At 70.6% G+C, this 26891-nt stretch carries 23 protein-coding genes and 1 pseudogene; 5 read left to right on the top strand and 19 right to left on the bottom strand.

Annotation, left to right across the window (positions count from 1 at the left end):
* Positions 1–62 precede the first annotated feature (62 nt).
* From ABEA39_RS16760 to ABEA39_RS16745, 4 genes are all read right to left on the bottom strand, one after another.
* Positions 63–1424: an NtaA/DmoA family FMN-dependent monooxygenase gene (locus ABEA39_RS16760; RefSeq protein ID WP_345377100.1), complete on the bottom strand. Its 1362-nt coding sequence runs from the start codon at positions 1422–1424 to the stop codon at positions 63–65.
* A 79-nt stretch (positions 1425–1503) separates the two neighbouring features.
* Positions 1504–2499, bottom strand: coding sequence for an adenosine deaminase (gene add, locus ABEA39_RS16755; RefSeq protein ID WP_345377099.1), 996 nt, complete (start codon positions 2497–2499; stop codon positions 1504–1506).
* Between the two features lie 263 nt (positions 2500–2762).
* Positions 2763–3362, bottom strand: a complete 600-nt coding sequence (locus ABEA39_RS16750; RefSeq protein ID WP_345377098.1) for a TetR/AcrR family transcriptional regulator — start codon at positions 3360–3362, stop codon at positions 2763–2765.
* A gap of 322 nt (positions 3363–3684) precedes the next feature.
* Entirely contained in the window at positions 3685–4431 is a 747-nt protein-coding gene (locus ABEA39_RS16745; RefSeq protein ID WP_345377097.1) for an SDR family oxidoreductase, read from the bottom strand.
* A 125-nt stretch (positions 4432–4556) separates the two neighbouring features.
* On the opposite strand from ABEA39_RS16745, the gene ABEA39_RS16740 reads away from it, so the two are divergent.
* The gene (locus ABEA39_RS16740; protein ID WP_345377096.1) at positions 4557–5411 is read left to right on the top strand and encodes a helix-turn-helix domain-containing protein; all 855 of its coding nucleotides are present in this window, start codon (positions 4557–4559) and stop codon (positions 5409–5411) included.
* On the opposite strand, the gene ABEA39_RS16735 is transcribed toward ABEA39_RS16740, so the two are convergent.
* The 5 genes from ABEA39_RS16735 to ABEA39_RS16715 form a co-directional block, all read right to left on the bottom strand.
* Positions 5408–6880, bottom strand: a complete 1473-nt coding sequence (locus ABEA39_RS16735; RefSeq protein ID WP_345377095.1) for a GmrSD restriction endonuclease domain-containing protein — start codon at positions 6878–6880, stop codon at positions 5408–5410. The two genes, ABEA39_RS16740 and ABEA39_RS16735, sit on opposite strands and share 4 nt — an antisense overlap.
* 410 nt (positions 6881–7290) lie before the next feature.
* Positions 7291–8466, bottom strand: a complete 1176-nt coding sequence (locus tag ABEA39_RS16730) for a hypothetical protein (protein WP_345377094.1) — start codon at positions 8464–8466, stop codon at positions 7291–7293.
* A gap of 182 nt (positions 8467–8648) precedes the next feature.
* Positions 8649–10568, bottom strand: coding sequence for a carboxylesterase/lipase family protein (locus tag ABEA39_RS16725; RefSeq protein ID WP_345377093.1), 1920 nt, complete (start codon positions 10566–10568; stop codon positions 8649–8651).
* Between the two features lie 674 nt (positions 10569–11242).
* Entirely contained in the window at positions 11243–11620 is a 378-nt protein-coding gene (locus ABEA39_RS16720) for a hypothetical protein (protein ID WP_345377092.1), read from the bottom strand.
* A gap of 461 nt (positions 11621–12081) precedes the next feature.
* Positions 12082–14214, bottom strand: a complete 2133-nt coding sequence (locus ABEA39_RS16715; RefSeq protein ID WP_345377091.1) for a RecQ family ATP-dependent DNA helicase — start codon at positions 14212–14214, stop codon at positions 12082–12084.
* A 144-nt stretch (positions 14215–14358) separates the two neighbouring features.
* Here ABEA39_RS16715 and ABEA39_RS16710 point away from each other — a divergent pair, with 144 nt between their 5' ends.
* Positions 14359–14772, top strand: a complete 414-nt coding sequence (locus ABEA39_RS16710) for a VOC family protein (protein WP_345377090.1) — start codon at positions 14359–14361, stop codon at positions 14770–14772.
* A gap of 49 nt (positions 14773–14821) precedes the next feature.
* Here the strand turns inward: ABEA39_RS16710 and ABEA39_RS16705 are convergent, their stop codons facing one another.
* Positions 14822–15412, bottom strand: a complete 591-nt coding sequence (locus tag ABEA39_RS16705; protein WP_345377089.1) for a hypothetical protein — start codon at positions 15410–15412, stop codon at positions 14822–14824.
* A 578-nt stretch (positions 15413–15990) separates the two neighbouring features.
* Between ABEA39_RS16705 and ABEA39_RS16700 the strand changes: the two genes are divergently transcribed.
* Positions 15991–16521 (top strand): DUF427 domain-containing protein, encoded by a 531-nt coding sequence (locus tag ABEA39_RS16700; RefSeq protein ID WP_345377088.1) that lies wholly within the window; start codon positions 15991–15993, stop codon positions 16519–16521.
* Positions 16522–16573: 52 nt separating this feature from the next.
* On the opposite strand, the gene ABEA39_RS16695 is transcribed toward ABEA39_RS16700, so the two are convergent.
* From ABEA39_RS16695 to ABEA39_RS16685, 3 genes are all read right to left on the bottom strand, one after another.
* Complete coding sequence (locus ABEA39_RS16695) at positions 16574–17089, bottom strand: DoxX family protein (protein WP_345377087.1); 516 nt, start codon at positions 17087–17089, stop codon at positions 16574–16576.
* 3 nt (positions 17090–17092) lie between these two features.
* A complete protein-coding gene (locus ABEA39_RS16690) occupies positions 17093–17392 on the bottom strand; it encodes a hypothetical protein (protein ID WP_345377086.1) in 300 nt (99 codons plus the stop codon).
* Between the two features lie 61 nt (positions 17393–17453).
* Complete coding sequence (locus ABEA39_RS16685; RefSeq protein WP_345377085.1) at positions 17454–18404, bottom strand: NADP-dependent oxidoreductase; 951 nt, start codon at positions 18402–18404, stop codon at positions 17454–17456.
* Between the two features lie 163 nt (positions 18405–18567).
* On the opposite strand from ABEA39_RS16685, the gene ABEA39_RS16680 reads away from it, so the two are divergent.
* Complete coding sequence (locus ABEA39_RS16680; protein WP_345377084.1) at positions 18568–19047, top strand: SRPBCC family protein; 480 nt, start codon at positions 18568–18570, stop codon at positions 19045–19047.
* Between the two features lie 36 nt (positions 19048–19083).
* Here ABEA39_RS16680 and ABEA39_RS16675 read toward each other — a convergent pair.
* Positions 19084–20145, bottom strand: a pseudogene (locus ABEA39_RS16675) (ATP-dependent DNA ligase).
* A 300-nt stretch (positions 20146–20445) separates the two neighbouring features.
* Here ABEA39_RS16675 and ligD point away from each other — a divergent pair.
* Positions 20446–21468: a non-homologous end-joining DNA ligase gene (gene ligD / locus ABEA39_RS16670; RefSeq protein ID WP_345377083.1), complete on the top strand. Its 1023-nt coding sequence runs from the start codon at positions 20446–20448 to the stop codon at positions 21466–21468.
* A 28-nt stretch (positions 21469–21496) separates the two neighbouring features.
* Here ligD and ABEA39_RS16665 read toward each other — a convergent pair whose 3' ends face one another.
* The 5 genes from ABEA39_RS16665 to ABEA39_RS16645 form a co-directional block, all read right to left on the bottom strand.
* The gene (locus tag ABEA39_RS16665; RefSeq protein ID WP_345377082.1) at positions 21497–23581 is read right to left on the bottom strand and encodes an acyltransferase family protein; all 2085 of its coding nucleotides are present in this window, start codon (positions 23579–23581) and stop codon (positions 21497–21499) included.
* Positions 23582–23588: 7 nt separating this feature from the next.
* Positions 23589–23747 carry a hypothetical protein gene (locus ABEA39_RS16660; protein WP_345377081.1) on the bottom strand — a complete coding sequence of 53 codons (159 nt, stop codon included), beginning with the start codon at positions 23745–23747 and terminating at the stop codon, positions 23589–23591.
* Positions 23744–25507, bottom strand: coding sequence for a glycosyltransferase family 2 protein (locus tag ABEA39_RS16655; protein WP_345377080.1), 1764 nt, complete (start codon positions 25505–25507; stop codon positions 23744–23746). The genes ABEA39_RS16660 and ABEA39_RS16655 overlap by 4 nt, the downstream gene beginning before the upstream one ends.
* Before the next feature lie 142 nt (positions 25508–25649).
* Complete coding sequence (locus ABEA39_RS16650) at positions 25650–26240, bottom strand: hypothetical protein (RefSeq protein WP_345377079.1); 591 nt, start codon at positions 26238–26240, stop codon at positions 25650–25652.
* Complete coding sequence (locus ABEA39_RS16645) at positions 26237–26839, bottom strand: TetR/AcrR family transcriptional regulator (protein ID WP_345377078.1); 603 nt, start codon at positions 26837–26839, stop codon at positions 26237–26239. The genes ABEA39_RS16650 and ABEA39_RS16645 overlap by 4 nt, the downstream gene beginning before the upstream one ends.
* Between the last annotated feature and the right edge of the window lie 52 nt (positions 26840–26891).

Raw genomic sequence — 26891 nt, 5'->3', positions numbered from 1 at the left:
TGGGGTGTGAGAGAGGCGGGTGGAACGGGGGATGCAGAGCGGTACGAACGGGAGGGTGCAGGTCAGGCCGGAATCGAGTTCTTGCGGAACGCCGCCCCCGGGTGCGTCTCGGGAAGCCGGTTGTTGCCCGCCCCGAACAGTTGCTCGCGCAGGGTCAGCCCCGGCTGCGACTCGTTCAGCACGCCGCGGCGGCGGAGCTCGGGGAGGACGAACTCGAGGAAGTCGTCCTGACCGCCCGCGACTTCCGGCTGCAGGAGGAACCCGTCGGCCCCGGTCGCCTCGATGTAGGCGATGGCCTGGTCGGTGACCTCGATCGGGTCGCCCACGAACGGCGAGGCCATGACGCTGTTGCGCTGGAACTCCTCGAGGATCTGCCGCACGGTCAACGCGGGAGCGCCGTCCTTGCCGGAGAAGCGGTCGATGTTGGTCTGCCCCTGGTCGGAGTTCGTCTGGGCCAGCGGCTTGTCGAGGTCCATCGACATCAGGTCGAGGCCGGTGAAGTAGGCGTAGAGCACGGCGGCGTCCTCGAGCGAGGTGCGTCCGACGGCGGCCTCGCGCTTCGCGACGGCCTCCTCGTGGGTGGCGGCGACGAAGAAGGTGCCGGCGGCGAGGATCGAGATGGCGTCGCGTCCACGACCGTTGGCCTCCAGCCGGTCGCGGATGTCGGCGATCTGCTTCGTGACCGTGTCGGGCTCGGCGGCGACGAAGACGGCCTCGGCGAAGTCGGCGGCGAACTGGCGGCCGCGGGACGACGTGCCGGCCTGGAACAGCGTGGGCGTGCGCTGCGGCGACGGCGGGACGGTCAGCACTCCGCGGGCCTTGAAGAACGTGCCGTCGTGTTCGACCTCATGCACCTTCGACGAGTCGGTGAAGGTGCCGGTCTCGGCATCCACCTTGAGCGCGTCGTCCTCCCACGACCCCTCCCACAGCTCGAGCGAGAGCTGCACGTGCTCCTCGGCGCGGGCGTACCGGTCGTCGTGAGCGGTGAGCTCCTCACCGAACAGGAGTGCCGACGCCGACTGGCCGGACCCGGTCACGACGTTCCAGCCGACGCGGCCCTTCGTGAAGTGGTCGAGGGTCGCGAAGCGGCGGGCGACGGTCTGCGGCTTCTCGATCATGGTCGAGACGGTGGTGACGAGGCCGATCCGGTCGGTCGTCGCAGCCAGGGCGGTGAGCAGGACGGTCGGGTCGGCCGCCGGGAACTGAATGCCCCGCTCGACCGCCAACGGGATCACGTGGTCGTGCAGCACGGGGTAGCCGTAGGAGTCGGCGAAGAAGACGAAGTCGAGGCCCGCCTCCTCGTACCCCTTGACGGTGTCGATCCAGTGCTGCAGGTCGAGGTACCGCATCGGGTCCTCGGTGAGGTACCACTTCGCGCCGACGCCGAGGGTGTGGAACGCGCCGAGGGTGATCTTCGTGGGCATCTGGGTTCTCCTGTCGTCGGGGTGCGGGGTGCGGGGTGCGGGGTGCGGGGTGCGGGCGCTCGGCGGCGGCCCGTGCGGGTCAGGCGGAGGCGAGGGCGGGGTCGGCGGCGAGCCAGGCTGCGACGGAGGCCCGTGCATCCCGCCTGACGTGCTCGGGGGCTCCCGAGGCCTCGATCGAATCGAGGGCACAGGCGGCCAACTGGTCGTCGGTCAGGCCGAGCGTCTCGCGGCAGAGTTCGTATTCGGCGAGGATGCTCGGGCCGAACAGCGTCGGATCGTCGGCGTTGATCGAGCACCTCACCCCTGCCGCGAGCAGAGCGGGCAGCGGATGCGCGGCGAGCGACTCGACCACGCCCAGCAGCTTGTTCGACGACGGGCACACGTCGAGGCAGGTGCCGCGTTCGGCGAGCTCGGCGACCAGGTCGGGGTCTTCGACGCTGCGGACGCCGTGCTGGATTCGGGTGGCTCCGAGGTCGAGGCAGGCGCGGACGGACGAGGGGCCGTCGAACTCGCCCGCGTGCGGGGCGATGATCAGGCCGGCGTCGCGGGCGGTGGCGAACGCCTCGGCGAAGACCCCTGCCGGGAATCCGCGCTCGTCGTTGGCGAGTCCGAACGACCAGACGCCGCGGCCGGCCCAGCGCGAGGCGAGCGCGGCGACCTGGTTCGCCTCCTCGGGGGAGCCGGTGCGGTTGACGGTGAGGAGCAGCCCGACCGCGACGCCGTGCTTGGCGCCCGCTCGGGCGGCGGCCTCGGCCGCGGCTTCGACGACGGCGTCCTCGCTGCCGTAGAGGTCGGCGTAGTAGCTGGTGGAGAGGCCGAGCTCGAGGGCGACGACGCCATCGGCTGCCGCGTCCTCGACGGCCTCCTCGACGAGGCGGGCGACGACCGGCGTGCGGCGGAGGATGGCGACGAGGTCGATGAACGCGTCGACGAAGGGGTCCCAGCCGCCGAAGTCGCCGGTCTTCGGGAGCGGAAGGTCGGCGGCCCCGGCCAGCTCGGCGAGCGTGGCCGGGCGGGTGGTGGCGTCGAGGTGCAGGTGGAGGTGGCCCTTGGGCAGGGTTCGGAGATCGCGCACGGGGGCTCCCATCGGCTGCGGCGCCCCCTTGTCTTCGGGGCTCCGGCGTTGGTTGAACTGAACAGTTCAACGCTAGGGCCGCATTGTTTCCGCTCGATTTCGGCAGCGTGACCGTGTGGGGACGATTCGTGATCGGGGGTTCGGAACGCGCTGGTGGTCGCGGGGCGGGCTGCGGGAATGCGTCTTCGTCTTCGTTGATCGACTCCGGAATCACACAACGAAAAGCGAAGGACGTCTCCCTGGGAGGGAGCGGTCGTGGTGCGTCAGGCGGCGGGCAGGACGCTGACGATCATCGCGTCGTAGGCGGCGTCGAGCACCTCGCGGGGGGTGCCGAGCAGAAGGGAGAACTGCAGCCCGCGCCAGGTAGCGATGATCTGCGTCGCGACGAGGTGGGCGTCGGCGCTCGGGATCCCGGCCTCGACCAGGACGGTCTGCACTTCGGGCACCCAGCTGGCGGCGATGTGCTCGAAGAAGCTGCGGTTGCGGTTCGGGTGGTGGAGGGCGATGCCGAACGACTCGAAGAAGAGGGCCAGGAACGGCCGGTTGTCGGGGTGGGCGATGTCGCGCCAGGCAGCCTCGAGGCGCTGGCGCGGGGTGCCCGGGCCACGCTGGAGCCGGTCGATCATGCCCTCGACGTGCGGGAAGCGGGCGAAGGCGACGAGGCAGGCGGCGTTGAGGAGCTGCTCCTTCGAGCCGAAGTAGTAAAGAAGCATCCGGTTGTTCGACCCGATGAACCGCGCGACCTCGCTCAGGCTGAGCTCGCCGACGCCGCGCTCCAGGATCAGGTCGGCCACGCTCGACAGGAGCCGTTCACGCGACGAGACCTCGGCGGCGGTGCTGCTCTCGTGCGCCTGGGTGGTCATGGTGGTCCAGGGTAGTCGCGGAAACGCCGCTGTCGCCCTCCGTCGAACGGACGACCCCACGTGCCGCGGCGCGTGGGATTGTCCGTCGAACGTTGGGCGAGCAGAGGGAGCTAAGGCGTGTCTCCTGATCGGGGTGGTGGGTGTCGGTGATGCTTCAGGGGTGTCTCGTCCTTCTGTTTTGAGTGGTCCCCAGTGGTCGCGTATTCAGCCGGTGTTGCCGACCGGGGCCCTGCGCAAGCAGACGTTGGTCGACCTCGTCGCCTCTCGAAAGGACACCGATCGGAAGCACGGCACCGACCGGCGGCACGGCACCGATCGGAGGCTAGGCGATGCCGCCGTTGGCGTGGATGACCTGCCCGTTGATCCACCGGCCGGCGGTCGTCAAGAACGTGACGATCTCCGCGATGTCGCGGGGCTCGCCGATCCTGCCGAGCGGTGAGCGCGATTCGAGGTCACCGCGCACCGTCTCGCCTCCTGGTCCGGCGAGGTACGAGCCGAGCATGTCGGTCAGGATCGGGCCCGGCGACACGGCGTTGACCGTGATGTCGCGGCCCGCGAGTTCGCGCGCGAACGCGAGGGTGATGGCTTCGACGGCCCCCTTCGAGGCGATGTAGGCGATGTTGCCCGCTGCCTGCATCCGGGTCGCCGAGCTGGCGATGTTGACGATGGCCCCGCCGGGTCCGACCCGGCGGGCCGCCTGCTGGTCGACGACGAGTGTTCCTCGGACGTTTGTGCGCAAGACGGCATCGAGCTCGCCGAGGTCGAGTTCGCTCAGTGTCGTCAGGGAACTCGTCCCGGCCGCGTGCGCCACGACCTGAATGGTGCCGAAGGCTTCTTCAGCCGCGGTGAAGAGCCTCTCGACGGCTTCCGCGTCGGCCACGTCGGCCTGAACGGCAATGGCTCTGCCTCCCGCCGTTACGATTCGGTCGACGGTGTCGGCAGCCCCGGTCACGGATCCCGAGTACGCGACCGCAACCCCGAAGCCCTCTCCTCCCAAGGCGATGGCTATCGCTTGCCCGATTCCGCGCGATCCGCCGGTGACGATCGCGGCCGTCGTCTCGTTCTGCATCCTGGTCTCCCTCAGCTGTCGTTGCCGTCAGCGTGACGCGAAGCACGGGCGCCGTGAAGAGCCGAGATCGTGCCAGGGAAGAATCCGTCCCTCCCCCGTTCGAGAACGAAAGCGAGAATGGATGCATGGCAACAGTGAGCGCGCGAGCACGACAGATCGGCGACTTCCTGCGCGCCCGACGTGCCGGCCTCTCGCCCACCGACGTGAGTCTGCCGGAGTCGGGTTCGCCCCGACGCGTGCCAGGCCTCCGGCGTGAGGAAGTCGCCCACCTGGCCGCCATCAGTGTCGACTACCTCACTCGCCTCGAACAGGGCCGCGTAGCAGCGTCGACCGCAGTCATCGCCACCCTCGGTGTCGCCCTCCGCTTGGGCCACGACGACAGGACCTACCTCAGCCGGCTCCTCCGCCCGACGACAGGCGCAGCCACTCGCAGCGCACCGTCGGAGATCCGCCCCGCGCTCCGCCGTCTCCTCGACCAGCTCAGCGAGACGCCCGCACTACTTCTGGGGAACCGAATGGACATCCTCGCCTGGAACGAGTGCGCGACCGCCCTCTACCTCGACTTCGAAGCGCTCCCCCTCGAGCAGCGGAACTACGTGTGGCTGCTCTTCACTCACCCAGCCATGCGCGCTCTTCACCTCGAGTGGGAACATGACGCGCGCAGTTGCGTCGCGGCGCTTCGGATGGAGAGCTCTCGATCTCCGGAGGACCCGCAGCTGGAGGCCCTCGTCGATCGCCTGTCCACTCACAGCCGCGACTTCGCGCGCTGGTGGGCAGAACACAGGGTGTCGTCTGCGACGTACGGAAGCAAGCAGTACCGGCATCCGCTCGTTGGCCGGCTCGCGCTCGATTGTGATCTCTGGGGTGGCTCGGAGGACGACGGCCAGAGGCTCATGGTGTTGACCGCCGAGAGCGGGACTCCGTCCGCGGATGCGCTGAGGCTGCTCACCTCGTGGGACAGGACGGTGCCGGCCCCCTAGTTCTCGCAGGCCACCCCGTCGCCGTCGCGGTCGAGCTTGGACGAGTAGCCGGGCTGGCCGCGGAGAAGCGGCGCCTTGCCGGCGGCCCGGACGGCGTCGCAGTTCTGGTAGTACGCGGCTGCGGGAGCAGGTGCCGCAGGGGCCGGTGCCGGAGCGACCGGAGCCACGGGGGCCGCCTTCTTGGCGGCGGCGGCGGCTCGCGCGGCGGCAGCCGCAGCGGCAGCAGCGCGCTGCTGCTGGGCCTGCGCGGCGGCAGCGGCGTCGGCCTGCGCCTTCGCCTGGGCGGCGGCCTGAGCGGCGGCGGCAGCCTGGGCCGCGGCAGCCGCATCGGCGGCCGCCTTGGCCTGAGCGGCAGCGGCGGCGTCGGCGGCAGCCTTCGCTGCGGCGGCGGCATCCGCGGCTGCCTTCTTGCGGGCGGCGGTCTCCGTGGCGATCGTCGAGGCGCTCTTGTGGACGACGTTCAGGACGACGACGGAGCCGGGGCGTGCATCCCACGTGGCTTTCGGGGTCTGCGAGACGACGGTCCAGTTGCGGGTCACGTGGACGGTGGCGTGGTTCGGCGCAGCGAAGCGGTAGGCGAGCGAGGCGGCGACGACGGACGAGACGGCGGCGTCGGCAGAGCCGTGCGAGACGGCGGGGACGGAGACGGTGCCGGACGCGGAGACGGTGGCTGCTCCGGTGCCGGCCGCGACGGGCTGGCCGGCGCAGGACGACAGCACGCGAGCGAGGGCGTCGTGCTCGGCCTGGGTGACCCAGAGCCCGTAGCGCGACTTGACCGAGATCTGGTGCGCGACGTAGGTGCAGCGGAACGCCTTGTTCGCCGGGAGCCAGGTCGCTGCATCCCCGCTGCCCTTCTGGTCGTTCGAGGTCCCGTCGACGGCGAAGAGGTTGAGGGGATCGTTGGCGAGCGACTCCCGCTGCTCGAGGGTGAGCTGCTGTGCGCCGGTGACCCAGGCGTTCTCGAGGGCGACGACGTGGTCGATCTGCACCAGGGCGGATGTCTTCACGCCGCGGACGAAGGCGACCTTCTGGTTCGTGTACGGAGAGATCAGGGTGCCGGCGGTGACCTTGCAGGATCCCGACTTGGCGATGCCCGTCAGGTCGCGCGCGAGGACGTCGTCGCGCGTGTCGCAGCCGTTGCCGTCGACATCGAGCCAGGCCTCGCCGAAGTCGGCGGTGCGCGCGTAGCCCGTGGCTGGCGCCTTGCCCTTGATCGGCAGGGTGGCGAGGAGGGCTGCAGCGGTCGCCGTCGCCGGATCGGTGGGATCGGGCTGGACGACCTGGAGACCGGTGCTGGGTGCGGTTGCTGCTGCCGCTGGTGCGGCTGTCGCCGGGCCGACGCCGGTGAGGGCGGAGGTGGCGGCCACGGCGGCGAGGACGACCGACGCCAGCAGAGCGCGCGAGCGTCGGGGGGAGTCGGCGCGCTCGGACGAGTTCGGGTGCTTCGGGTGTTTCGGGCGGGAGATCACGCTGATCCTTTCGGGTGCCGCTACGGGGCGGCGGACGCTCGACGCGCGCGCGGACGTGCGGGCCGGACGGGGGCCCGATACTCCGACGCTCGGCCGATTCGGGTGGCGCGGGCGTGTGATCCGGAGTCGAGGATCCCCCAACTGCTGAGTGCAGCGAACCGATCATGCCAGACGCGGCGGTTCGGTGCTGACGCCCGGAAGGGGGTGTGTCGCGGGGCTGGGTGTCGGGGCGCTGTGGTGTCGGGGTTTCCGCGGGGGATGTCGCAAATCGCGAGTGAATCGCGCACCGCCTGAGACGAAACGGGGGATGCTCGCGCCGGCGCCCACGGATCACTCGCCATTTGCGCAGGGGTGGGGCCGAACCGGCGGACGGGAGGTGGGGTCGGAACGGGCGGACGGGCAGGGCGGGCTCAGGGCGCGAGGGCGGCCGACGTCAGCACGTAGTCGTTCCACGCAGCGAAGATCAGACGGAACGAGACCGAACCGGGAGCGTGCGACGAGTCCGAGGCGAGATCCGCGGTGCATGCGACCGTCGGGCCCGAGAGCGGAGTCGCCAGCGTGACGCTGGATTCCGAGCCGGCGCCGCCCGCGCCAGCCGAGCCTGCGCCGGCCGCGCCATCGCCGCCCGCGCCCGCGGCGGAGTCGGCCGGCGGTACGACGCCAGAGCAGCGCGCGGTCCCGGGCGCGAACGTCACCCCGGACTTCACGAGGTCGGCGAGCTGTGTCCGAGCCGACTCGGTGCCGACCACTGCCGCCGCGTTCTTCTCGACCGCCGCGGCGACGTCCGCTTCGACGGCCTGATGACCGTCCGCCACCCTCAGGTCGCCCGAGACAGGGCGGCCGCCGGCGATCTGGAACGACGCCTCGGCCGAGAGCGGCTGACCGGAGGTCGCCGTGGCGGTTCCGGCGGCACCGGCCCCGGCTCGGGCTCCGGCCGTCGACCCCGCGCCGACGCCCGCGACCCAGCGCACGTGGAACCCGGCGCTCGACACGCTGACGTCTTGCACGACGCCGACCGGGCCCGGCGCGAAGTCGAGGAGGTCTGCGGACGCGACCACGTGCATCCCACGGTCCCAGAAGACGACCGTGTCGGGATACTCGAGGCCGCCCCGGGTGCACTGGACGACGGCGGCGATGACCGCGGTGCCGGTGGGCTGTGAGGTGATCGCGGCCGAGGTCGGCGCCGTGGCGGTCTTCGGGTTGCGGGCCGTGCCGGCGGCGATGATGTCCTGGGCGAGTCGCACCGTGCCGGCGCCAGAGCTGGTCGCCCCGGTCTCTAGGCCGCGTTTCAGGGTGCCGGCCCGGTTGCCGCAGAGTGCGGGCACCGGTGCCGACAGCAGCGAGGTCCAGGTGGGCTGACCGGTGCCGGAACCCGTGCTGGAGCCCGACGTCGCGGACTTCTGCTGCGTGCACGCCGTCAACGCGATCGTCACCGTCAGCGCGATCAGGCCCAGCGCGACGACGGGGCCGACGGCGACCGGGGCGAACGAGGCCAGGCGTGGGCGGCGCCGACGCAGACGCGCCGAGGAGAGCGTGGGATGCTCGGGCGGAGCGCTCGGGCGCGCGGAACGATTTGGCTGCGACATCGTCGTCGCCCCCTTCGGGTCGGGGAACGTGGTGCGGGGTGCTGGTCGAACTGCTACGTGATTGCCGAACTGCTCATTTCGGGTGAGCATTCGTCAGGACGATAACTCGCGTTTGCGGCGAGCGGCAGTGGACCAGTCGGTCTGCCGCCACGTGGCATGGCCCCGTTACGAACCGAGTCGGGTCACCACAGGGTCTCGAAGATGGGCAGGAACGCCTTCCAGGCCAGACGGGCGTCGTGGCGCGGGTCGTCCTCCAGACGGTCTTCGACGTCGATGATGCGCGTGGTGCGAGTCTCCTCGCCGTAGGCCGGCCAGTCGTCGGGGAACGAGCCGTCCTTCGCGAACGCCAACCAGGCGTCGCGCATCCTCCGCCCCGCTGCCGCGTACGACTCGCGGCCGCCCAGCGAAGTCATCGCCCGGACGAGCGGAAGGTCGAAGCGGTCGAAGGGGGCGAACATCTCGACCCCGTGGGTGGCGTCGAGCCCGACGAGCCGGAGCAGGCGGGGCGCGAAGTCGAAGCGGTAGGCCCGAGTCGGGGCGTGGCGTGAATGCCAGTCGGCGAGCAGGGTGCTCGGGTACCAGAAGGCGTAGTCGCCGCCGAACGTGAGTCCGTCGTGGCGGGAGGGCAAGCCGGGGTAGGAGGCGTGCATCCTCTTCTTGCCCGCCGAAGGCGCACGGGAGAACATGCCGCCGATGCGAGGAGCGGTGGTCGGGAGGATGTCGAGCGGGCCGCGGAAGACGGAGCCCTCGCGGAAGTTCGTGCCGATGATGAGGGGGACTTGAATCCCGCGCCCCTCGCGCACGGCGCGCATCGGATGCTCGGGAACGAATTCGCCGTCGACCGTGGGTGCGAGGCAGAAGGCTCCCGGGTAGGCGTCGGGCGTTTGTCGGGAGAGCTCGCTCGTCGCGGCGACCAGCTCGTCGGGGGTCGCCTCGAGCAGGAGGGCGAGGTCGGAGGGGTCGGGGGCCGCTTGGGAGGCCTGGGTGACCTGCGTCGCGTGGGCAGCCTGCGGTGCATGCGCTCGGGCTGCACGGGCGTCGCGCGTGCGGGTGACGACCGGAATCCGGAAGCGGTGCTCGCGCGGGGCGTCGGACTTCCGGCCCCCGTTGTTCGAGGCATCGGCAGACTGCGCGAAGGCGCTATGCGCAACATCGTCGTGCGCCTCCGGATCGTAGCCGGGCTCGGACGCGGCCCGTTCGAGCTCCTCGAGGCGAAGCCGGCGCTGCTCGCGGAGGATCGTGACGAATTCCTCGGCCCAGGTCTGCGACAGCCGGGAGCGGAACACGGCCGACGGCGGCGCGCTCTGGGCGATGGCCCGGGCGAAGAGCCCGTCGGCGCGGGGCACGCCGAGCAGGGTGGTCACCGAGCCGGCGCCCGCGGACTCGCCGAAGATTGTCACGTTGGCGGGGTCGCCTCCGAACTGGGCGATGTTGTCGCGCACCCACTCGAGTGCGGCGAGCTGATCGCGAAGGCCGAGGTTGCTCTCGATGGGACGCTCGGGCGTCGCGTAGCGGGTGAAGTCGAGGTAGCCCAGCGAACCGAGGCGGTAGTTGAAGCTGACGTAGAGCACGCCGCCCTCGAGCACGAAGGACTCCCCGTGGCCCGAGAAGTCGCGGCTCGAACCGCCGCTGTAGCCGCCGCCGTGGATGAACACCATGACGGGGCGCCCCTCGCCCGGCTGCACTCCTGCCGGGGCTTGGATGTTGAGCGTCAGGCTGTCCTCGTCGGCCCCCACCGGCGCCGGGGAGTTCTGCGACCGGCGCCGCACCGGCTGCGGGTTGATGGCCCCGAAGTCGCCGGCGCTGCGCACTCCGCTCCACGGTACGACGGGCTGCGGTGCCCGGAAGCGGAGGTCGCCGACCGGGGGAGCGGCGAACGGAATGCCCCGCCACGTGTCGATCGGACCCTGCCGGGTGCCTTCGATGGTGCCGCCGGTGACGTCACGGCGGAGGAGGGGTGAGGTGAGGGTCCGTGGGATGCTCGGGCCTGCGTTCGCGGCCTCGGTGCCCGCTTCCGTGCCGGCCCCTGAGGAGGCATCGGTCAGGGCTTCGGTCAGTTCGTTCTCGTTCGTCTGGAGCTCCGTTTCTTCCCCACCAGCCAACACCCGTTGTGTGGTTCATGGTGCGATGTCGTGTGTGTGTCTGTGTATGTGTGTGTCGGGCAGCGTTGCACTCTCGTCGTCTGGGCTTGCACGCCGCTCGCGTGGAGCTGCACCCTGCTTGCGTGGAGCTGCACCCTGCTCGCGCGGAGCCGCACCCTGCTCACGTGGAGCTGCACCCTGCTCGCGCGGAGCCGCACCCCGTTCGCTCGCGCCGACCCCTAGTCGACCGTGGGTCGGGAGCGGTTTCGGGGGTGCGGCTGTGCGGCCCCCGGTCGTGTCCTCTCTCCTGCTTCGCATGTCATGGCAGCCCCGGTCTGCACCCTGCTCCCGCGGACCGGCACCCCATTCCCGCGCACCTGCACCCTGCTCCCGCGGGCCCGCACCCCGTTTGCTCGCGCCGACCCCCGGTCGACAATGGGTTCGCGGCGGTTTCGGGGGTGCGGCCGCGCAATCCCCGGGCGGGTCCCGTATTTTGCTGCGCACGTCAGGGCAGCCCCGGTCTGCACCCTGCTCCCGCGGGCCCGCACCCCGTTCGCTCGCGGCGACCCGTAGTCGACCATGGGTCGGGAGCGGTTTCGGGGGTGCGGCTGTGCAGCCCCGAGCGTGTCGTGCGCCGCGAGCCGGTGGGGCTCGCAGAGCTCCTGGAGCCTCAGGACAGCAGCCGCCGCCGGTCGTCAGCGCATGGCAGGAAGCTGCGGCAGGCCGATCGCGGGGAGGCCCGATGCGAGGAGCGAATAGGCGAGCGCGAGCAGTGAGAGGAGACCGAGAGCAAAGCCGATGCGCGCGGGAATCCGTACCGCCTTGGGAGCCGGCCCGGGCATCCGCAGCGCACTGATTGCCACAGCGAGGGCGCCGGCGGCGTCGAGCGCGACGAGAAGACCGAAGGGGAGGATGCGAGAGCTCGGCTCGAGCCAGAGCAGCGCCACTCCGAGGAGAGCCAAGAGGAACGCGATGCTCGAGCGTCCGGCGACAGTCGCCCGCTTCGGGAGGCCGAGGCTGGTGCGTTCTTGGCGGTAGGCGGGATCACGCCACCACGGGACTGTTTCGTCCACCAGCGGCGAAGCCAGCGGGCTGACCGTCCGGCCGACTGCGGGGGAGCCGGTCCTGTCGACTGTTGGGGAGCCCGTCCTGCTCGCGGACCGCCGGTCACTTGCGGACCGCCGGTCGCCTGCGGACCGTCGATCATCTGCAGACCGCCGATCGTCCACAGAACGCCGACCGTTCACGGAACGCTGCTGCCTCATCGAGGTGCGTCGGGTGGAGGCCATCGGGGTGTCCAGTCGTCGGAGGATCGGGCGGTGTCTGCTCAGTCTCGCGGGCCGAGGGCGGGCTGCGGCAGCCCCCGTGCGGGGCATCCACCAGCGGCGATCATGACCCGTCCGACCGCCGGCTGTGCCCGCCGACTGCGCCCGTCGGCTTCGACCGCCGACTGGACCCGTCGGCTGCGCCCGTCGGCTGCGCCCGTCGGCTGCGCCCGTCGACTCCGGCCGCCGGCTGTGCCCGTCGGCTCGGGCTACCCGACGACCCCGAGCGAGAAGGGCAGCACTGCGGCGACGCCCGCTTGCCGGAGAGCGCGGCCCGCCACCGTCATCGTCCAGCGGCTGTCGACGAGATCGTCGACCAGCAGAACCGGCCCCTCGTTCGAGGAGAGGCTCGCTTCGAGTTCGCTGCCCACCACCAGAGAGCCCCACAGGTCTGCCAGACGGTAGGCGCTGTTGCCGCCGCCCTGCCGGGGTGCGCCCTCCGGCCGTGCCAGGCTGAGTTCGCCGAGGAGGGGCAGTCGCCCCACAGCCGAGAGCGCGGCGGCCAGCGACCCGACGAGCTGAGGGCGCGACCGCGACGGAACCACGACGATGCCGGTGGGCCGCTCGGCCCACGGCCAGTCGGCCAGAACGCGGATGCATCCGCCCACGAGCGCCTCCGTCACCGGACGATCGGGTGCGCCGGGCGCGAAGAGTTCGCGGAGTGTGGTGCCCCAGCCGAGGTCGGTAAGCCGGGCGAGTGCCCGCCCCTCTTCGACTCGCTGGGCAGGCGGGATGTTCCCCTTGACCGGGAGCCCGAGACGATCGGCGCCCGTCGGCCACTGTGCTCGCGCGGGGATCTCCACTCCGACCCGGTCGAGGGACGACGAGGCGGCGACGGTCGCGGTCTCGGCGATGGCCGTCGGGTACCAGGCCCCCGCGCAGATGTCGCACCGGCCGCAGGGCATCGCGTTCGGGTCGTCGAGATCGTTCTGGAGCATCTGCATGCGGCAGGTGGTCGCCTGCTCGTATCGAAGCATCGACTCCTGTTCCGCTACCCGTGCCGACGCGATGCGCTCGTAGCGCTCGCGGTCGTAGACCCACGGTTTGCCCGTGCCCACCCAGCCACCCTGCACACGGTGAACAGCGCCGTCGACGTCCAACACCTTCAGCATGAGCTCGAGAGGAGTGCGTTTCAGATCGACCCGGGCCTCGAGGGCGGGCGTCGACAGGGGGGTCGTGCCGAGTTCTGCCAGCACGGCATTGGCGCGCGTCTCGGAGGGCATCGATGCCGTCGCGAAGTACTGCCAGATCTCGGCGTCTTCGCGACCGGGAAGCAGGAGGACGTCGGCGTTGTCGGTCGCCCGGCCCGCACGACCGATCTGCTGGTAATACGCGACGGGGGAGGACGGAGCGCCGAGGTGGATGACGAAACCGAGATCGGGCTTGTCGAACCCCATGCCCAAGGCACTCGTGGCCACCAGTGCCTTGAGGTCGTTGTGCTTGAGTCGCTGCTCGAGGCGCTCCCGCTCGTCGGGGTCGGTTCGCCCCGAGTAGGACTCGACGGCATGCCCGGCATCGCGGAGGAGACGGGCGGTGTCGTCGGCGGCCGAGATGGTAAGTGCGTAGATGATGCCGCTGCCGGGCAGGTCGCCGAGATGGCTCAGCAACCAGGCCAGGCGCTCGCGGCTCGTGGGCAGGTCGAGCACCCCGAGGCGGAGGGATGCACGGGCCAACGACCCTCGGATCGTGAGCACTTCGCGACCCGGCCCCGCCGTGAGCTGCTCTTCGACGTCGGCTACGACTCGGGCGTTGGCGGTGGCGGTCGTGGCGAGGACCGGGACCGTCTCGGGAAGCTCACGGATGAGTTCGGCCAGTCGGCGGTAGTCGGGCCGGAAATCATGCCCCCAGTCGGAGATGCAGTGGGCTTCGTCGACCACGAGCATGCCGAGGCGGTCGACGAGGACGGGCATCTGCTCGTCTCGGAAACGGGGATTGTTGAGGCGCTCCGGGCTGACGAGGAGGACGTCGATCTCGTCGGCGGCGAGTCTCTGCTGGATGTCGCCCCACTCGTGAGCGTTGGCCGAGTTGATCGCGACGGCCCGGACCCCGGCTCGCGCAGCGGCCTCGACCTGATCGCGCATGAGCGCAAGAAGGGGAGAGACGAGCAGGGTCGGCCCCGCTCCGCGACGGCGGAGCAGGAGCGTGGCGATGAAGTAGACGGCGGACTTGCCCCACCCCGTGCGCTGCACGACGAGCGCTCGCCGACGATCTCGGACGAGAGCGGTGATGGCCTCGAACTGGCCGTCGTGGAACACGGCGTCGGCGCGATCGGTCAACGCGCGGAGGAGGGAGGTGGCTTCGTCGGTCAGGTCGGTGGTAACGGTGTCGGTGCTGGTCGGCATGTCGTCATGATGGCAGGTACGGCCGACGTTCCGGGGAGGTTATCCACAGGCTCGGATCAGTTCTCCCCACGCGGAAATTCGACCCGCCGTGGTGTCGGTGGAATGCGTCATACTCGTTCCACCAACCCCGAGTGAGGAGTCATCATGGCCAGCGTTCTCAACCCGTACATCAACTTCCGCGGCACGGCTGCCGAGGCGATGACCTTCTACCAGAGAGTGTTCGGCGGCGAGCTCGTCCTGACGACGTTCGGCGATTTCGGCGTCACCGACTACCCGGGCGCCGAGGCGCAGATCATGCACTCGAAACTCGAAACGCCTTCGGGCTTCGTCCTCATGGCCTCCGACACGCCGGAGCCGCGCGAACTGACCTTCGGCACGAACGTGTCCGTCTCGCTCGGAGGTGACGACACCGACGAGCTCACCGGCTACTGGGAGAAGCTCGTCGAAGGCGCGACGGTTTTGGCTCCGCTGACGAAGGCGCCGTGGGGCGACAGCTTCGGAATGCTCACCGACCGCTTCGGAGTGCAGTGGCTGGTCAACATCGCCGGGGCCGCTTGAGGAGACTGGATCGGTGCTGCCTGACGAGTCGGCGCCGCGCCGCTCCGACTCAGGGCGCTGAGAGGCCGTCGACGACCTGCTCGGCGGCGGGCCAGTACTTCGCGTAGTGGTAGGGGTCGGCGTTGATCTGCACGGCGTGAGCCGCCAGAGTCGGAGCCTCCGTGTTCCAGTTCGGCACGCCGATCAGCCGGGAGAAGAAACTGGTGGCGGCGACCTCGGGTGTCATGCGCTGTTCGTAGGTGCCCCAGGTACCGTTCGCGCGCTGCTGGAAGAGTCCTCGGCTGTCCGGTCCGACGGCGTCGCCGTGGTCGACGTTGACGAGACTCGACTCGCCCATCGCCGTCATGACGCCAATGGCCTGGGCATGGGTGTCGAGCCCCATGGCCTTGCCGGCCACCATGATGTGAGCCGCGTTCACGAGGCGGTCCTGGCAGTAGCCGGCGACCGGTCCGGCGGGCACGGTGATGGTGCCGATCACGACGGGGGCCGCGGCGGGGCAGGTGACACCGGCGCCAAGTCCCGAGCTCGTGCCGCCGACGCTCGAGGGTGCGGAGGCGCCCGCCCCGGCGATGCTGGCAGCGGCGGCACCGACGACTGCCGGGAAGCTCTGATGAGTTGCCGCACTGACTGTGAGCCCCACGATGACGAGCCCCCCGATGCCCACCGCCGCTACGAGACCGAGGAACCGCGTGAAGAGACTGGGACGACGACTCGCCTGCGAGGAGCGGCTGCGCCGGCGAGAACCGCCGGGTCGGCCACTGCCGGGTCGGGCACTGCCGCGTCGGCCACTGCCGGGTCGGGCAGTGGCGGATCGGCCACTGCCAGCTCGTCCGGTGCTCCGGCTCGCGCCGCTCGGTCGAGCGTTGTTGCGGTGGGTGGTTCCCGGCTGGGGGCCGCTGCGGCGACGGGGGTTCGAACCGGCGCCACCCGCGGGACTGCTCTGCGGAGAGGCCTTCTGCGCACCCGCCGGGCGGCTGGTCGACGGGCGTCGGGCGGGGGAGGTGGGCATGACGGGGTCGAGTCTTCCATGCACGGGGGGATCGTGCATCCCCCGTTCGACGGATCGCCAGGAGGGCGCCCCGCCGAGGCGCGGCACGCCTGCCCCGCGGGCGGGCGGCAATCCTGCCCCGCGGGCGCGCGGCAATCCTGCCTCGCCGACACGCGGCAACTCTGCCCCGTCGGCGCGCGGCAATCCCCAGGAGGGCGCACGATGGTCCGATGCGACACGAGACCCGATCGAAGCCCTGGCCGACACCGCTCCCGGCCGGCCCCGGGCAAGAATCCGTCTGGAGCTATCCCCGCCCACCGCGAGTGGAACCCAGCACCGAGCACGTGGTCGTGCGCCTCGGCGGGCAGGTCGTCGCCGAGACCCGCGAGTCGTGGCGCGTGCTCGAGACGAGTCACCCTCCCGGCTACTACCTGCCCCGGGCATCCTTCGCCGCCGGTGTTCTGAGCCCAGCTCCTGGGCGCAGCCTGTGCGAGTTCAAGGGGCAGGCCGGATACCTCGACGTCTCGGGAGGAGAGGGCGGCGACCGGATCGTCGCCGACGCCGCCGCCTGGTTCTACCGGGAGCCGTGGCCTGGTTACGAGATGCTGGCCGACCACGTGTCGCTCTACCCGGGCGCCATGGACTCCTGCGAGGTCGACGGAGAACGAGTCCAGCCTCAAGAAGGAGCCTTCTACGGCGGCTGGATCACGTCGCGCATCGTCGGCCCGTTCAAGGGCGGCCCGGGCACCATGGGCTGGTAGCCCGGCCCGCGGGCCCCGCGATTGCAACGCAGGCGTGGGGCCCATGGACGAGTTACGCGGCGGGCTCTTCCGCCACGGCCGCGGGAGCGTTCCGCTTGCCTGCCTCGATCACGAGTACGGAGCTCGCGGCACCGACAGCCAGCGCGAACAGCGTGCCGCCGACACCCCACTTCTTCTTGCCGAACATCGCGTCGAACGAGACGATGCCCGGGCCCGCGGCGATCGTGCCGAGAGCGGCGATCAGGGTGGCGTTGTACTCGAAGCCGCCGCCGGAGTTGAAGAAGCCGTTGTTCCAGTGCACCTTGCGAATCGCGGTGACCATCGTCGCGACCAGACCGGCTGCAGCGAGAGGGGTGCCGGCACCGAGCACGATCGCCGCGCCTCCGGCTGTCTCGGTCAACGCCGCGAGACGGGCGTTCAGCGGAGCCGGATGCATGTCGAGACTCGTCATCATCTGCTCGACGCCCTTCAGGCCGGGGCCGTCGAACGATCCGTTGAGTTTTTGGAGGCCGTGGGCGACGAAACCGCCGCCGACCACTGCACGAAGTAGGAATGTCCCGAGGCTCATGGTTCAGTGGTACTCGCTTCCGGCGCGCGATGCGCGGGGCGCGCCGTGCCGGGGGATGCACAGAGTACCGCGGGTGGGCGCGCGCCGGGCCACCGCGTGGCGACTCCAGAAGGTGCGGGCCTGGGCGAAGGTGAGCGGCGTGTTCTGGAGTCGACGCCACGAGGGTGCGTCAGGGCCAGGCCGACTCCAGAAGAAGCAGGTCTCGGCGAAGGTGAGCGGCGTGTTCTGGAGTCGACGCCACGAGGGTGCGTCAGGGCCAGGCCGACTCCAGAAGGTGCGGGCCCGGGCGAAGGTGAGCGGCATGTCCTGGAGTCGCCCCGACGAGTCGGCACATCGGGCCGCCGCCGCCCCTCCGCACCAGGGCTCAGGGCACCAGCGCCAGCTTGCCGCCCGGGTGCCCCGTTCGCAGCAGCTCGAGGGCGTCGACGGCCGACGTGAACGAGAAGGTGCGGGCCATCGGCACGACGAGATCGCCCGAGGCGGCCAGGTGGATCAGGTGGGCCCGGGCGTGGTCGCGGAACGCCGCGCTCGCGGGCATCGCTCCGCCGATCACGCGGAAGCCGTCATCGGCCGCCCGACCGAAGGCAGCGATGCTGACCAGTCGTCGGCGGTCGTCGATCAGTGCGAGGGAGACGTCGACGGCCTCGTCCGTGCCGACGGTGTCGAGGGCTGCGGCGATCCCCTCGGGAGCCTCGTCGCGGATCCGCTGCTCCAAGCCGTCGCCGTACAGCACCGGGTCGCCGCCGAACCGCCTCACGACGTCGAACCGGTCCTGGCTCGCGGTGCCGATCACCCGCACGCCGAAGAGGCGCGCCTGCTGCAGCACGCTCACGCCCACTGCTCCCGAGGCTCCGTGGACCACGATCGTGTCGCCCTTCTGCACCCCGACCACGTCGAGCATCTCGGCCGCGGTCGCCCCGGCGAGCAACAGGTTGGCCGCCTCCGGGAAGCCGAGCGACGCCGGCTTGGCGAAGACGTCGTCGGCCGAGACGGTGAGCGCGGTCGTGTAGCCGCCCGAGATCCGGAACGCCAGGACCTCGTCGCCGACCGCACCGCCACCGCTCGCGATCTCGGTGTCGGGGCCGACCGCCGAGAGCACGCCGGCCACCTCGTAACCGATCGACAGCGGCAGCTTCGACGGGTCGTCACCAGCGGCGAACCCTTTGTAGTCGGCGGGGTTCATGCCGACGGCACGCACATCGATGGTGACCTGGCCGGGCCCGGGCGAGGGCACGTCGGCGTCGACGAGTTCGAGGACGCCGGGCCCTCCGTAGGTCGGGGCGATCCAGGTGCGGGCGGTCTTCGTATCAGGCATGCTCCGATCCAACTCCGCACGCCGGACCCGTTCTCGCAGACGAGCCGAAACGGGCGCGCAGAGAATCCGAGACGGTCGCGAACGAAGCCCACGAGCCGAGGGATGCCCGTTCCGTTCCGGCCCTCCCCGGAGGAAGATGAATCCACCGACGAAGGAGACGGCCATGAGCGATCGATCGAGCAACGAAGCGCACAGCGGCACCACCACCCACGCCCCTCGAGGGTGCGTCGCGACGGCCATGAAGGTCGTCGACGCCGATCCCGAGCAGATCTGGCGGGCACTCACCGATCCCGTGCTCGTCGAGCAGTACTTCTTCGGTACCCACGTCGAGAGCGACTGGCAGCCCGGCAGCCCGATCACCTACCGCGGCGAATGGAACGGGCAACCCTACGAGGATCGCGGCACCGTCCTCGAGATCCGCGAGCCGCTCCGCCTCGTCACCGACTTCTTCAGCCCGCAGAGCGGTCTGCCCGACGAGCCCGCGAACCACCAGGTCGTGAGCTACCGGATCCAGCCGATCGACGGGGGATGCCGCGTCACGGTCGAACAGGACAACAACGCGGACGACGAGGCGGCGGCCCTCTCGTCGAGCAACTGGCAGACGATCCTCGACGGGCTCGCGACGGTGGCGCCCACGGCCTGAGCCCCCGAGCGGACGGAGGCTAGCCCAACACCACGACTAGGCCAACACCTCGTTCAAGTCATAGGCGGCCGGTATCTCGAGCTGCTCGTACGTGCAGCTCCGTGCATCCCGGTCGCCTCGCCAGCGCTCGATCTGCACCGTGTGCCGGAACCGATCGCCCTCCATCTGGTCGTACCGCACCTCCACCACGAGCGAATCGTCGAGCTTGACGAAGCCCGTGTCCTTGCCGGAGGAGAAGCGGCTGCGCTCGGTCGCCCCATGGACCACGGTTCCGTCGTCCTCGCGGAGGACGTGCGGGTCGAGTTCCGCCACGAGCTCCTGCCGCCGCTTGTCGGTGAACGCGCTGGCGCCGCCGACGTTGCGGAGATGCCCCTCGGCGTCGTACAGCCCGAGGAGCAGCGACCCGACGCCCGAACCGCTGGTGTGCACGCGGTACCCCAGCACGACGGCGTCGGCGGTCCGATGGTGCTTGGTCTTGAGCATCCGGCGCTTGCCAGGTTCGTAGACGGCGTCCAGCGGCTTGGCGACCACGCCGTCGAGACCCGCACCCTCGAACTGCTCCAGCCACTGCCGGGCGAGGGACACGTCGACAGTGGTCTGGCTGAGGTGCAGGGGTGCATCCCACCGTTTCGAGGTCTCTTCGAGGGCCGCTCGCCGCTCGCGGAACGGCCGGTCCGTGTAATCGGTGGAACCCTCCGCGAGCAGGTCGAAGGCGACGAACGACGCAGGCGTCTACTCGGAGAAGAGGTGGATGCGCGACTCGGCCGGGTGGATCCGCTGCGACAGGGCCTCCCAGTCGAGGTGTTCGTGGCCCGGGTCGCCCCGCCGCACGACGATCTCCCCGTCGAGCACGCACGGCCCATCCACCTGCGCTGCGATGGCGGCCACCAGCTCGGGGAAGTACCGCGTCAGCATCTTCGTGCCGCGGCTGCCGATCTCGACCGTGCCGTCGGCGGCGACGTAGACGAGGCCGCGAAAGCCGTCCCACTTCGGTTCGTAGACGAGGCCGCCCGCGACCGAATCGGGCTCGGGGACGGTGGTGACAGCCTTGGCGAGCATCGGGGCGATCGGGTCGGCGGCGGAGGGGAGCGGGCTCATGTTCCGAGCATGCTCCTGCGTCGGGCGCGAAGGGCGGGTGGTCCCGGGCGCTGGCCCGGGGTGGTGCGCAAATCGCGAGTGATCTCGAGGGCCGGCCCCGCCGTTGCAAGGCGGAAGCGTCCCGGCGGCGCGAATCGCTCGACATTTGCGCAATCAGGGGAGGAAGACAGGAGGGAGGGGCGCGGGAGGGAGGGAGGGAGGGAGGGAGGGAGGGAGGGAGGGAGGGAGGGGGAGGGAGGGGCAGTGCAGGGGGGTGAAGACCGAAGGCGCAGCAGACGGACGGCCGCAGTACGGTGAGGCATGGCGAGCGACGCAGTGGTGCTGACCGTTCCGGGCCCGAACGGCGACCGGGAGGTGCGCGTGTCGAGCCCCGGCCGCGTGCTGTGGCCCGACCTCGGCATCACCAAGCTCGACCTCGCGAACTACTTCATCGCGGTGGGTGAGGCGTTCCTGCGCGCGAACGGCGACCGCCCGGTGAGTCTGCAGCGTTTCGGCGGAGGGATCGACGGCGAGCAGTTCTTCTCCAAGAATCCGCCGAAGGGCACTCCCGACTACGTGCGGGCCGTCGACGTGCCCTATCCGAGCCGCCGCGTGCATCCCCAGTTGGTGCTCGACGAGCCGGCCGCCGTGGTCTGGGCGGCGCAGATGAACACCGTCGTGTTCCACCCGTGGGCCTCGCAGGCCGAGGCGCCCGACTTCCCCGACGAACTGCGGATCGACCTCGACCCTCAGCCGGGCACCGACTTCGGCGACGCCGTCGCGGCAGCGCTCGAACTGCGGAAGGTGCTGAAGGACGGCGGCCTCGACGCCTTCGTCAAGACCAGCGGCAACCGCGGCGTCCACGTCTTCGCGGCCATCGCTCCCGAGCACGAGTTCCTCGAGGTGCGGCACGCCGTCATCGCGATCGCCCGCGAGCTCGAGCGGCGGATGCCGGACCGCGTCACCACGGCCTGGTGGAAGGAGGAGCGCGGAGCCCGCATTTTCGTCGACTTCAACCAGGCCAACCGCGACCGGACCATGGCCGGCGCCTGGTCTCCTCGTGCGCTGCCCCGAGCATCCGTGTCCTTGCCGGTCACGTGGGATGCCCTGCCCGACGTCGATCCGGCCACGCACACCGTGCTGACCGTCCCCGGCCGCCTGTCCGCCGAGGGCGATCCCTGGGAGGCGCTGCATGCGTCCGCGGGCCCGAGCATCGCCCCCTTCTTGGAGTGGTGGGAGCGCGACGTCGCCGACGGGCTCGGGGAACTGCCGTTCCCGCCGGACTTCCCGAAGATGCCGGGGGAGCCGCCGCGCGTGCAGCCGAGCCGCGCCCGCAAGCCGTAGCCCGAGCCGGCCGCCGCAGCCGCCGCACCTACTTCTTCTCGAGCAACCCCGCCTTCGCGAACAGCGCGCTCATGGCGGGCTCGAGCGCCGTCGCGGCCGACGCGGTGATGTGCGACTCGTCACGGTAGAGGAGCAGGCCGTTCCGGACCGCCGGGCACATCTTCGTGTTGCAGAGGTAGGCCGAGAGGTTGATCAGCGAAACCTGCTTCTGGTTGCCGAGGAGCGCCTGGTCTTCGACCGGTTCCTTGACGTCGCCGCGCGGGAAGTCGCACTTCGACCAGTCGGAGAGGGCCGACGACATGCAGGTCGGGATGTCCTTGTTCGGGTACGGGGTGTCCTGGATGTAGGCGATCGGCGAGCCGACGGTACGGAGCTGGTCGAGCGAGTGGTTCCAGTCGGCGAGGATCTTGGCCTCGCCCGCGGCCGAGGACCCCGAGATGTAGTTGTTGTACGACGAGACGATGATCAGCTTCGGCTTGATCGCCGTGATCTGGTCGATCGCCGCCTGCCGCCAGGTCACGCAGCTCGCGCTCGAGAGGCGGCTGCCGTCGCCGTCGGGTGCGTAGTCCGCAACGGGGCAGCCGGACTTCGCGAACATCGTCAGGTGCCACTCGTTGGCCGTGGCCATCGTCTGGAACGCGGGCAACCATTGATTCACGTGGCTGTCGCCGAACGCCACGACCTGCTCGCCGTCGGCCGGGCCGATCTCGCACCCCGCGACGCGGGCGACCGGGGCATCGAGGATGCACGCGGTCGGGTGGGGGATGTCATTGGTCGCCGCGAGGGGGTTCGGTGACACGGGGCCCGAGTTCTTGCCGGTGTCGGGCCCGAACGCCGCAGTGAGGAGGGAGGTCGAGACGGTGGCGGTCGAGGTGCCGAGCGCGTTGATGGCACCGCTCCCGACGACGAGCGGGGTCGCGACGGTGACGACCATGCAGAGCATGCCGATGGCGAGCGTCGGGCCGATGCGCTTGATCGACTTCCACGCCTTCGAGAGGGGGATCTCGACCAGGTGCAGCGTCAGGGCCGCGAGGACGAACGCGACGGCCATCAGCAGGCAGCGCGTCTGCCAGTCGAGCGTGCCCGTCTTCACCTCGACGAGGATCAGGAGCGGCCAGTGCCAGAGGTACCAGGCGTAGGAGACGCGTCCGACGTAGCGGATCGGTCGCAGCGACAGGAGTGAGCCGACGGAGCCCGGGGAGGTGCCCGCGAGCAACCCGCCCGCGATGACGGCGGTGGTGCCGAGGACCGGCAGGAGCGCCGCGAATCCGGGGAACGGCGTCGACGCGTCGTAGGCGAGGCACGCGACGACGATGGCGGCGAGACCGGCCCAGCCGAGCATCCTGCCCACCAACCGGCCGGCACGCCGGTCGCCGCCCGCCTGCAGCACGTGGGCGACGATGGCGAGGAGGCCGCCGAAGCCGAACTCCCACCCGCGGGTCTGGGTGGCCATGTAGGCCCACTTCGACTCCGACGGCGTCAGGGCGATCGAGGCGACGAGGGATGCGGCGGTCACCGCCCCGATGAGGCTCGCGAAGATCGCGGTGCCGCGCATCGGGCTCTTCTTGGCGAGCCAGACCGATCCGATGATGAGGAGGGGCCAGACGAGGTAGAACTGCTCCTCGACGGCAAGCGACCAGAAGTGGAGCACGGGCGAGTCGTCGGTGGACTGCGCCAGGTAGTCGGTGCCGAGGGCGATGAAATGCCAGTTGGCGGTGTAGAGGGCCGCGGCGAGCAGGTCCTGGGCCGTGTGGAAGACGCCCAGCAGCGGTTCGAGGACCGCGGTGGCCACGGCGGTGGCGACGAGGACGATGCCGGCGGCGGGCAGCAGTCGACGCGCGCGGCGGGCGTAGAAGCTCAGGAGCTGCACGCGCCCGGTCCGCAGCACCTCGCGGCTGAGCTGGCCCGTGATGAGGTAGCCGGAGATGACGAAGAAGACGTCCACTCCCGCGAAGCCGCCGGAGAGTCCGGGGACGGCCGCGTGGAACGCCACGACGGCGAACACGGCGAAGGCGCGCAGGCCCTCGATGTCGGGGCGGAAATGGGAGGGGCGCGGAGCCGACGTCGTGGTTCCGCGAGAGGCGGCGGCGGGGCGCGGGAGGACAGCGGTCACGGCGGGGCTACTTCCAGGTGAGCATGGCGTCGAACGCGCCGAGGGCGAGGGCGGCCACGAACGCGAGGCCGGCCGTGTAGCCGACGACCTCGATCACGGTGATGCGGCCTCCTTCGTCGGGATTCTCGGGGGATGCCCCGCGACGAATCGTGCGCCGACGGCTCATGCGTCGACCTCCTCGGTGTCGGACGACAGGATCGGCGAGACCGGGGCGGTCCTGGCGAGCGCGACGGGCGTGGCGGGCAGGGGGGACGGGAGGGCTGCGGGCTCGGCCGCGACGAGGTCCGCCACGACGTTCACCACGTCGTCCGTCGAGGTCAGGGCGTCGGGGGCGACGTCAGTTGCGGCCCGGGTGCGGACGAGCCCCGGGAACCGGATCTTCATGAACTCCACCAGGAGCGGCAGGCCGAGGTAGGCGTAGCCGAGGTCGAACAACCCCATCGGCCAGAACTGCTTGATGCCGACCGTGGCGACGTCGTAGATCAGGGCGGCCCAGGACCAGCCGAGCGTGACCGTGATCGTCACGATGCCCATCGTCGCGATGGTCCGCGAGAGGCTCGAGGACTTGCCGACGGCGCCGGTCGCCACCCAGCCGGCCGAACGGCCCGTGAGCTTGTGGATGCACGCGAGGGCGTGGGCGAACGAGTACGCCATCTGGATTCGCATCACCTCGAAGCGCCACTGCGACTTCGACATTCGAGGCAGGAGCACGAAGTACACCCACGCCCCGGCCAGGAACGGCACGAAGTGGGAGGCGCGCACGTCGTGGGCGAACCAGGTCGCCATGACGATGCCGGGGATGTGGAGGACGAAGACGTTCAGCGCCGTCGAGATGTAGTAGGCGAACCCGGAGAAGAAGCAGAGGCGCTGGATGAACGACAGCGGCCGCCTCGAGGCCTTGCCGCTCTTCATCAGCGTGAGCGATCCGTTGGCCCACCGGTACTGCTGGTTGAGGAATCCGCTGAGGTCGGACGGGCACAGGCCCTTGGAGACGATCACGGGCAGGTAGCGGAGGCTGTAGCCGCCGCGGGTCAGCTGCAGGCCCGTGAAGACGTCCTCGCTGTGCTCGATCTGCACGAAGCCGCCGACCGAGGCCAGAGCGGAACGGCGGTAGACGGCGCAGGTGCCGACGCAGATGGGAGCGCCGAGGCGGTCGCGGGACGGCTGGATCCACCGGTAGAAGAGCTCCTGCGTCGAGCCGGCCGTTCGCTCGATCCAGTTCATGCTCTCGCCACGCGTCTCGAAGAACTGCGGCGTCTGCACGATGGCGATCTGCTCGTCGTCCATGTACGGGATCGTGTGGAAGAGGAAGTCGGTGCGGGGCACGAAGTCGGCGTCGAAGATGACGATGAAGTCGCCGGCCGTCACCCCGAAGGCCGACGCGAGGTTGCCGGCCTTCTTCATGTACCCGCGGTCCTCCCGCACCCGGTAGTGGAAGCCGAACTCGGCGGCGAGCACCTCCACCTCCGGCTTGTCGGCGTCGTCCATCACCCAGACGTCGAGCTGCCCCGGCCAGTCGAGCCGGCTCACGTGCGTGAACGTGTTGCGGAGCACCGCCATCGGTTCGCCGCAGGAGGGCAGGAAGACGTCGACCGAGGGGTGGGCGGTGGGATCGGTGGCGGCGCGCCAGGCGTCGATGGTGGCGAAGTGGGTGCGTTCGCTCATTCGTCGGCCGCGGAAGCCGGTGATGATCGAGAGGAGGGAGGCGAACACGGTGACGGCGACGACGATCAGGATCGGCCACATCAGCGGCGAGCTGATGCCGAATTCGGTGAGGCTGACGGCGGCGAGGCCGAAGGAGACGAGCGTGACGACCTGGACCCAGCGCCGCTGCGGACCCAGGTACCAGACGAGCTCGGAGTCGCTCGGCGGCGAGACGGGCCCGTCGACGGCGGTGCGATTCGGGATGGTCGCTGTTTCGGGCAAGAGGTGTCCTTCGGCAGGCGGAATCCGCTCAACGTATGTCGGGCCCCGTACCCCGTCAACGGGGGACACGGCGCTTAACGCGATGTTTACAACCTGTGTCGGAAACGGGGGACGCCCGGGTCCCCGCAAGAGTGGACGGGGGTCAGCCTTCCGGGGTCGCGCCGGGATCGAAGGTGCTCTCGAGGTCGAGGAGGGCGGCGCGTTCCTCGAGGTAGGGCTCGAGCATCCGCCGGTCCGGCACCGTCGCGCTCCAGCGGACGAGGATCGCGCCCTCTCGGGTCGAACCGGCCTCGCCGACCGACAGGGGGCCGCTGCCAAGGCGTAGAGACTCGGAATCGGTCGTCAGGGGCGTCCACTCGTAGTTGACGACCTCGCCCTCCACGAACTTGCCGCGCGAGGCGGCCATCCGGTCGGCCCGACGCTGCTCCACCATGGCGGAGAACCCCTGCGGCCGCCCGGGCTCGACGGCGCGCGTCAGCTTGCCGGTGGCGTAGAGCCGTCCGTCTCGGTCGACGAGGAGCACGCCGAGCCGCCAGGCCCGCCCGACGGGCGACATCGACGAGGATGCTCGGAACGGTCCGATCCCCCGGCCCGCCTTGGGCACCGCCAGGGCCTCGTCTCGCGCGCCCCGCTCGATCAGCCCCGTCAGGATCCGCCCCACGATCGCGGAGAGGGTCTCGGCGGGATCCGGCGCGGGGCTCCGGGTGGCCGGACGACCCGGGACGTCGCTCACGGCAGGATCACCAGGTCGAGGTGGTCTCGCAGGACGGCCACGACGTCGACGGCCTCGGGGTCGAGAAGCCACTGCAGTTGGATGCCGTCCCAGAGGGCGACGAAGCCGGCCGCGGCTCGCGCGGGATCGATGCCGTCGCGGAGGCGACCCGCGTCTTTCAGGGCCTGGAATTCGGCCTCGTAGTTGCCGCGCAGGGTGGTGAACCGCTCGATGAACCAGGCACGGCCCGGGTGGTCCTGGGTCGCGGCCTCGCCGGCGAGGACGGAGTACAGCTCGATCAGGCCGGGGACCCCGGAGTTGTACTCGGCCTGCCGGAGGACCCCGGTTCGGAAGTCGGGGCCCGGCGTCCGCTGCACGCTGCCGCCGAGCAGGGAGTCGCGATGGTCGAGCACCGCCAGGAGGAGGGCCTGTTTGGAGGGGAAGTAGTGGAGAAGGCTCGTCTGGCTCATGCCGACGACGTCAGCCACCTCCTGGAACGATCCGGCCCGATAGCCCCGGGCGGCGAACACGCCGGAGGCGGCTTCGACGATGGCGGCCCGCCGCTCGGCCGACTTCGCGTAGGGTCCGCGGGGTCCGCGTCGTCGCGCCTCGGTGGTCATGGACACGAACCTACGCCCTCGGGCGTGAAATTCGAGTGAGCGCTCGAATTTA

Origin of the sequence: Frondihabitans cladoniiphilus, assembly GCF_039544345.1 — a bacterium.
Lineage (GTDB): Bacteria > Actinomycetota > Actinomycetes > Actinomycetales > Microbacteriaceae > Frondihabitans > Frondihabitans cladoniiphilus.
Note: the sequence above shows the minus strand (reverse complement) of the source record. Positions and strands in the feature narration are given on the sequence as shown.

Coding starts and splice junctions, on each gene's coding strand:
- ABEA39_RS16760 (WP_345377100.1), bottom strand. CDS start 1,424: ATGCCCACGAAGATCACCCTCGGCGCGTTCCACACCCTCGGCGTCGGC.
- ABEA39_RS16750 (WP_345377098.1), bottom strand. CDS start 3,362: ATGACCACCCAGGCGCACGAGAGCAGCACCGCCGCCGAGGTCTCGTCG.
- ABEA39_RS16745 (WP_345377097.1), bottom strand. CDS start 4,431: ATGCAGAACGAGACGACGGCCGCGATCGTCACCGGCGGATCGCGCGGA.
- ABEA39_RS16740 (WP_345377096.1), top strand. CDS start 4,557: ATGGCAACAGTGAGCGCGCGAGCACGACAGATCGGCGACTTCCTGCGC.
- ABEA39_RS16730 (WP_345377094.1), bottom strand. CDS start 8,466: ATGTCGCAGCCAAATCGTTCCGCGCGCCCGAGCGCTCCGCCCGAGCAT.
- ABEA39_RS16715 (WP_345377091.1), bottom strand. CDS start 14,214: ATGCCGACCAGCACCGACACCGTTACCACCGACCTGACCGACGAAGCC.
- ABEA39_RS16710 (WP_345377090.1), top strand. CDS start 14,359: ATGGCCAGCGTTCTCAACCCGTACATCAACTTCCGCGGCACGGCTGCC.
- ABEA39_RS16700 (WP_345377088.1), top strand. CDS start 15,991: ATGCGACACGAGACCCGATCGAAGCCCTGGCCGACACCGCTCCCGGCC.
- ABEA39_RS16695 (WP_345377087.1), bottom strand. CDS start 17,089: ATGAGCCTCGGGACATTCCTACTTCGTGCAGTGGTCGGCGGCGGTTTC.
- ABEA39_RS16690 (WP_345377086.1), bottom strand. CDS start 17,392: ATGCCGCTCACCTTCGCCCGGGCCCGCACCTTCTGGAGTCGGCCTGGC.
- ABEA39_RS16685 (WP_345377085.1), bottom strand. CDS start 18,404: ATGCCTGATACGAAGACCGCCCGCACCTGGATCGCCCCGACCTACGGA.
- ABEA39_RS16680 (WP_345377084.1), top strand. CDS start 18,568: ATGAGCGATCGATCGAGCAACGAAGCGCACAGCGGCACCACCACCCAC.
- ligD (WP_345377083.1), top strand. CDS start 20,446: ATGGCGAGCGACGCAGTGGTGCTGACCGTTCCGGGCCCGAACGGCGAC.
- ABEA39_RS16660 (WP_345377081.1), bottom strand. CDS start 23,747: ATGAGCCGTCGGCGCACGATTCGTCGCGGGGCATCCCCCGAGAATCCC.
- ABEA39_RS16645 (WP_345377078.1), bottom strand. CDS start 26,839: ATGACCACCGAGGCGCGACGACGCGGACCCCGCGGACCCTACGCGAAG.